The 400-nt window shown below is 72.0% G+C and carries 1 pseudogene; it reads right to left on the bottom strand.

What is annotated here, in order from left to right:
* Positions 1-400: pseudogene (locus tag JWG43_RS21110) on the bottom strand (beta-galactosidase); the annotation flags it as partial.

The following is a 400-nucleotide window of genomic DNA, read 5'->3' as shown; positions in this document are numbered from 1 at the left end:
ATGTAGTACCCCTGCCACACGGAGCCGCTGCCGATCTTGGCGAGGGCGAGCGCCGCGACGTCCTGCGCACCGACGAGCGGGCGGCGGTGGTAGGCCACGTGCATGCCTCCCCCGAGCTCGCAGGTGACGAAGGGCAGGATCCCGCGGTCGGACGCGGGCACCTCCGCGCCGACGGTGATCTGGTCGAAGGCCTCGCGCAGGTCTGCGCCGACCGTGAGGTCGTCGCGGACCTCGCTGTAGCGGAAGTGGATGGCCGCGAACTCCGGCCAGCCTGTGCTCGACTCCTCCCAGAACCCGTCCGCGTAGGCGCTGTAGACGGGCAGCAGGGTGCCGGGCAGCTGGGCACCACCCCACCCTGTCGCCGTCCAGAGCGGGAGGTGCAGCCCGAGGTCTTCGGCGG

The organism is Desulfobulbus alkaliphilus (genome assembly GCF_016918545.1).
Taxonomy (GTDB): domain Bacteria; phylum Desulfobacterota; class Desulfobulbia; order Desulfobulbales; family Desulfobulbaceae; genus Desulfobulbus; species Desulfobulbus alkaliphilus.
The sequence above is the reverse complement of the archived record's forward strand: the minus strand, read 5'-3'. Positions and strand labels throughout refer to the sequence as shown.